Here is a 5,340-nt window from a genome sequence, read left to right on the forward strand (position 1 = left end):
TGGACATGCCCGATGCCGTCCAGCAGATCCCCGGTCCAGTCCTCGGGCCCGAGCCGCACCGACGCGCCGCTGTCGGTGACCATGGTGCGCTCGGCCGACGCGTCCACCAGCGCGATCACCACCGCCGTGGGCGACTCGGCGTCGATCCGCAGCACCGGCTCCACCCCGGCCGCGTGCAGCACGGCCCGGTGCCAGTCCGCGCTGTCCGCGCCCACTCGGGCCAGCAGCCGCACCCGGGCGCCGTACCGGGCCGCCCAGCAGGCCACATTGGCGCCCGCGCCACCCGGCCGCAGCGCGATACGGGCGGCGGTGTCGGTGCCGGGGGCCAGCGGCTCCGCGTGCCGGGCCACCACATCGGTCACCACGTCCCCGACGACCAGCAGCCCGGCGCCCGGTGGGTCCGGCAGGTCCGGTGGGTCCGGTGGGTCCGGCAGGTCCGTCGGGCCCGGCACGGCGGGCACCTCGGGCACGGCGAGCACCTCGGGTCGCCCCCGGTCACCCGGCCCGCCCGCCGGCGCGGCCCGGCTCATACCGGCGGCCGCCGGGACCGCTGGGACCGCTCCGACCAGCGCACCGCGATCGCCGCCGCCAGCGCCACATTGCCGCGTACCGCCGCCAGATTGGCCTCCAGCGACGCGCCCTGCGTGTGCTCGGTGAGATACGCCAGCAGGAACGGGGTGATCGCCTGTCCGGTGACGCCCTCCCGGCCGGCCGCGGCCAGCGCGGCGGCGAGTACCCGGTCGTGCAGACCGGGGTCGAGCTGCAGCTCCCGGGGCACCGGATTGGCCACGATCAGCGCCGATCCGGGCCCGCCGAGCTCGTCCTGCGCGGCCATCACCGCGGCGACCTGCCCGGGATCGCCGACCGTCCAGTCGACCGGCTCGCCGGAGTCGGTGAGGTAGAAGCCCGGAAACCGGTCGGTGCCGTAGCCCAGGACGCCGACGCCCAGGGTCTCCAGCCGCTGGAGGGTGGCGGGCACGTCCAGGATCGACTTCACGCCCGCGCACACCACGGTGATCCGGGTCCTGGCCAGCAGCCCCAGATCGGCGGACTCGTCCTGCACGGTCACCCAGCCGCGGTGCACCCCACCGAGCCCGCCGGTGCCGAACACCCGGATACCGGCCCGCGCCGCCAGGAAAGCCGTGCCGGACACGGTGGTCGCGCCGCTGGCGCCCGTGGCCAGGGCCGGCGCGAGATCACGGAAACCCAGCTTCCGCAAGCCGGGGTCCTCGGCGATCCGCTCCACCTCCTCCTTGCCGAGACCGACCCGCGGCACCCCGTCCAGCACCGCCACGGTGGCCGGCACCGCGCCGGCCTTCCGCACGATCCCCTCCAGCTCGCGGGCGACCTGGAGATTGCGGGGCCGGGGCAGGCCGTGGGAGATGATGGTCGACTCCAGGGCCACCACCGGGGCCCGGCGGGCGAGGGCGTCCGCGACCTCCGCCGACAGGGCCGGGCCCGGGCCCGGGGTCTGCCCGGCTGCCGGGGGCCGCGCCACCGGGTATGCCGCCGGGTCCGCCGCGGGATCGGTGACGGGATCGGTCAGGGGATCGGTCAGGGAGCGCGGTACGGAGCGTTCAGTCGTCATGGCCCTTGACTGGCACATCAGGACCGCTGCCAAACCTCGCCGCGCGCCCGGCAGGGGCCGAAAACGCGGGTTGTAGGTTCGGTCTCTCCGTTAGCAGTGGGTCCTGCTGGAACAACGGATTCTGGGTCGGGTTAGCAGGGAACCGAGTGGCTGATCTTTAGCAATCTCTCGGTGCGGGGGCCAGGTCACCCCGTGGTCGTAGACGATCGTCTTGGCCGCGACCCTGGTGCTTTTTGCTGGCCTACCCGCTGACGATGTCCCTGGGACCTGGCATGATGTGCACCATGACGCAGACCCGAAAGGCCGATGGCGCGTAGGCCGCCCGGCGCCATCCGCTCACAGCGGTGGCCATCCCGCAGCGATGCTCGTCCCATCCGCCAGATTCCCGGCATTTCCCGCCGAACCCGGTCAGCCATCCACCGGATCGAAGCCCAGCATCTCGGGCGCGGTGCCGTCGCCGAGGCCCTGCACCAATACGAGCGCTTTCTCCACCAACCCGGCCGGTACCTCTATCTGCCTTGGGACGACTGCCCCTGCTGCGACCCGACGGACGCTCGGGACATCCTCGAAGACGCGCTCCGCCGACTGCCGCCTGCAGCTCGGGCGGGGCTCCGCAGGATCGTCGCCCGGCGGGACGAGGAGTTCCTCCGTCGAACCCTGCCCGATCCTCGGGCCGCGTCTGTCAGTTCGTGGCATGCGGCAGCGTGGTGGCGGCAGAGAATCCGGGAGATATGACCGCTGACCTACTGCCGGGCAGCGTACTTCTCCACCACGATGAGACGGACATCATCGAGCGGGCGCTCTTCATCGCCATCCACCATCGCCGGCCACCTGCGGACGCTGATCCCTCTGCAGACACATGCCGAAAACTCTTCGATGAGCTTCGTCGCGTCAGGGCGACGGAACAGCTTCCGGCCTCCGACGATTCTCACCGGCCCACCGCCGACGGAGTCCGACTGCGGCGCGGGCTGGTGAACCGCGTCCTGATCTCAGGGACTGCCTGGTCCATCGCCCAGTCGGCCCTTCTATTGGCCTGCTTCGACGACACCTTGTGTGAGCACGACTTCCAGACCATCGTGGGATGGTCGCGGAGCGACTTCCACGGCCTCGCCGCGGAGTGCGAGGTCACCGACGCCGAGAGCCTGAGGGCCGAGCTGTTCCGTGCCCGCGCGTTGGAGGACGGTGTCCGACACCGCAAGCTTCTGACTTTCGCACTCGACCATATGGGCATGGAGCCGACCCGCAGGGACGTGGAAGCGGTGGAGCGGAGCCTTTCCGCACTGGCCGGCACTTGCGACGCGTCGGTCCTGACCGATCTGCTTGCCAGAACTCAGGCCCGCGCCGTGAGAGTCAGACGACGATCCAGGGGTGCGGAGTCCGGCCGCCGTGACCAACGGGCTATCCAGTGAGAGCCGTTCATCATGATCCGTGTCACCGCCGACCAGCTGAGATCAGCCGTTCGTCATCAGCTTCCAAGAGGGCTCGGATCACTGGGCCAGGCGCCGTCGTCACACGCTCGACGACGGTGAGGGCCGTCTCAGCGTGCGGTCTCGATGCTCAGGGGAGCGATGCCCAGGATGAGCTTCTCCAGCGCCTGCCGAGCGGGGCCGAATGTGGCCAGACAGGTCTCGACCAGGTAGATCTCGCTGTTCTCGTCGATGCCGAGGAAGAATCTGCCCTGATCGAGCTCACCGATGGGGAAGATGGCGTGCCCGATAGTTTCGCTCCAGTCGGCGAAGCGGTCCTCCTCGCCGATCACGTTTTCGAGGTCGAAGTTGAAGGAGGTCTTGGCGACGGAGATGCCTGGTCCGCTGATCTGTATGTCCAGGCCGCCGAACTCCGTCAGGAAGGCTTTGGCGGCATCGTGCATGAGGACCAAACCGGTCTTCTCAAGCGTCTCGCGCCAGCGGTCGATTGGGAAGCGCCGCCCTGGCCGCCAACCGGCGGCGCGCAGCGTTTCCTCGATCACGCCGGTTCCGCGTTGTGACGCCGCTGCCGTATCGACCCATGCCTGGTCCACCGGCACGCTCTCCGGCCAGTTCGGCCGCCAGTTCGACTGCCAGCGGGCGAAGTCGTCACGCAGGAACCTCGGGTCCACCGGCTTGAGCCGCACCTGCGGTCGCTGATCGGCCCACCAGACCTCGAACTCGGCCTTGGTTCCTTCGCTTGGCCAGTGTTCTGCGACCGTCGGCAGGAGCAGAACATCGACGAAACCGCTGACCGCAAGACCGATGTCGACGAAGATCCCGATCGCACCCGGCCTCGGGACTGCTGTCACCGTCCCTCGGAACCTTTGCCCGAACCGCAGGCCGCGGCGGATTCGAATCCACTCTTCAGCGCTGACCACCCGGACATCCTGGCATCCCGCTGTTGCGTGTGACGGCCGGACAGTCGTGTTGGTGAGGCGGTGGGCCAGCGACGTTGAGAATGGGGTCTTCTCCCTCCGGGATTTCGAAGACGAAGACGACACCGGAGGGAGCGGTCTGGATGGCGCACTGGTTGCCGAAGGTCAGGGGCGTGTAGGGCTGCCAGGCGCAACCGATGCGGCTGAGAGCTTCGATCACTTCGGCGTACTTGGGGTGGCCGGTGAACGGCCGCGTCTCGGCGAGCCCCGTGGGGAGTTCAACGACGTCCCGCCAGGTCTGGAGGCAGATCAGGATGACCTTCTGGCAGCGGCAGACACTCAGCTCAAGGTCGCCGTAGGCGAACAGACGCGGCCATGACCGCCGCTTCCCGTCAACCACTTCAAAGGGCTCGCCGAGCGCTTCGGTGACCGCGTCCCAGGCGGCGCCGTTCGCGACCGGACCCAGCTGTCCCGACCGGGCGAGCTCCGTCAGAACGTCGAGTAGCTCCATGAGGCGTGACCTTGCCATCTGCGGCGATGGACTGTCGAACGGCTTTGGGTGGTAGCAAGCCGCTGCTGGTGCCGGTGGTAACAGCGGAAATGGAAATCGGTAGGTGAGGGTGCACTGGGGAGGCAGGATGGGGCGGTGGCTGATCTGCTGTGGGACGACGTCAAGTGGTTCTTCGACCTTGAAGTGATGGGGTCGCTGCCTGACGTGAGGGTGCCTAATTCCTCGGAGGCGGACTGGCAGTCAGTCCTCGACCTCGTGGAGGAGCGGGGCTGGCCATTCCGGTACTGCGAGGGCTCGGCCGTACTGCCGCTGCCCCCGGCTGGGGTCGTGCTGGCGCGTCCGGCGACGCAGAACTGCCTCTTCTGGAGGTTCGGCCGGTGCCGGACATGTTGGCGATCTTTCGGTTCTATGCAGCGGAGGAGATCGACTTCGACCTTGACCTGCGGGAGATCCAGGGGCAGGAGCGACTCGATGTCCTGTGCGGGTTCCTCGCCGCGATCGGTCGCCGGTTGGGCAAGGCGGTGTTGATGGATTCCGAGGGTGGTGATGGGAGCCGTCCAGCCCTCGGGTTCGACATCGAGGCGGACCGCGTTGTGATGTTGATCGAGCCGCCGGTCAGGTGGGGAGAGATCGGGCCTTATCCAAGAGGTTGAGCAGGTACTCCGCTTCGCGGATGAGAGCGGTGCCCGCAGCCGTCGCCACCAGCGGATTCGTGCGCGGGATCAGCTGGATTCCTGCTGTCTTCTCCAGGGCGTTCAGTTGGTGGGTGAGTGTTGCCGGCAGCGTTCCGAGGTGTTTGGCGGCAGCGCAGAGGTTCCGTTGGCCGGGAGCTGGACCAAGCGCCTGAGGCGCTCGACGCAGTGGCGGATGTTGCTGATGGCCGCCATCGGCTCGGAC

6 protein-coding genes and 1 pseudogene are annotated in these 5,340 nt (G+C 68.9%); 2 read left to right on the top strand and 5 right to left on the bottom strand.

Features of this window, described 5'->3' with window-relative positions:
• Positions 1-407: carbohydrate kinase family protein (locus GA0115240_RS19575; protein ID WP_237555030.1), on the bottom strand; the 407-nt coding region annotated here is incomplete at its 3' end.
• Between the two features lie 119 nt (positions 408-526).
• Positions 527-1,588 (bottom strand): pseudouridine-5'-phosphate glycosidase, encoded by a 1,062-nt coding sequence (locus GA0115240_RS19580; RefSeq protein WP_093737997.1) that lies wholly within the window; start codon positions 1,586-1,588, stop codon positions 527-529.
• A 704-nt stretch (positions 1,589-2,292) separates the two neighbouring features.
• Here GA0115240_RS19580 and GA0115240_RS19590 point away from each other — a divergent pair.
• Positions 2,293-2,997 carry a hypothetical protein gene (locus GA0115240_RS19590; RefSeq protein ID WP_141708899.1) on the top strand — a complete coding sequence of 235 codons (705 nt, stop codon included), beginning with the start codon at positions 2,293-2,295 and terminating at the stop codon, positions 2,995-2,997.
• Positions 2,998-3,125: 128 nt separating this feature from the next.
• Here the strand turns inward: GA0115240_RS19590 and GA0115240_RS19595 are convergent, their stop codons facing one another.
• Both GA0115240_RS19595 and GA0115240_RS19600 read right to left on the bottom strand, forming a co-directional pair.
• Positions 3,126-3,935 (bottom strand): SUKH-3 domain-containing protein, encoded by an 810-nt coding sequence (locus GA0115240_RS19595; protein ID WP_093738001.1) that lies wholly within the window; start codon positions 3,933-3,935, stop codon positions 3,126-3,128.
• Positions 3,922-4,443 carry a hypothetical protein gene (locus GA0115240_RS19600; RefSeq protein ID WP_093738003.1) on the bottom strand — a complete coding sequence of 174 codons (522 nt, stop codon included), beginning with the start codon at positions 4,441-4,443 and terminating at the stop codon, positions 3,922-3,924. The genes GA0115240_RS19595 and GA0115240_RS19600 overlap by 14 nt, the downstream gene beginning before the upstream one ends.
• A gap of 135 nt (positions 4,444-4,578) precedes the next feature.
• Here GA0115240_RS19600 and GA0115240_RS19605 point away from each other — a divergent pair.
• Positions 4,579-5,096, top strand: a pseudogene (locus GA0115240_RS19605) (hypothetical protein).
• Here GA0115240_RS19605 and GA0115240_RS39315 read toward each other — a convergent pair.
• Positions 5,059-5,304, bottom strand: coding sequence for a LysR family transcriptional regulator (locus GA0115240_RS39315; protein WP_093738005.1), 246 nt, complete (start codon positions 5,302-5,304; stop codon positions 5,059-5,061). The pseudogene GA0115240_RS19605 and the gene GA0115240_RS39315 sit on opposite strands and share 38 nt — an antisense overlap.
• Positions 5,305-5,340: the final 36 nt, after the last annotated feature.

The organism is Streptomyces sp. DvalAA-14, from assembly GCF_900091855.1.
Lineage (GTDB): Bacteria > Actinomycetota > Actinomycetes > Streptomycetales > Streptomycetaceae > Actinacidiphila.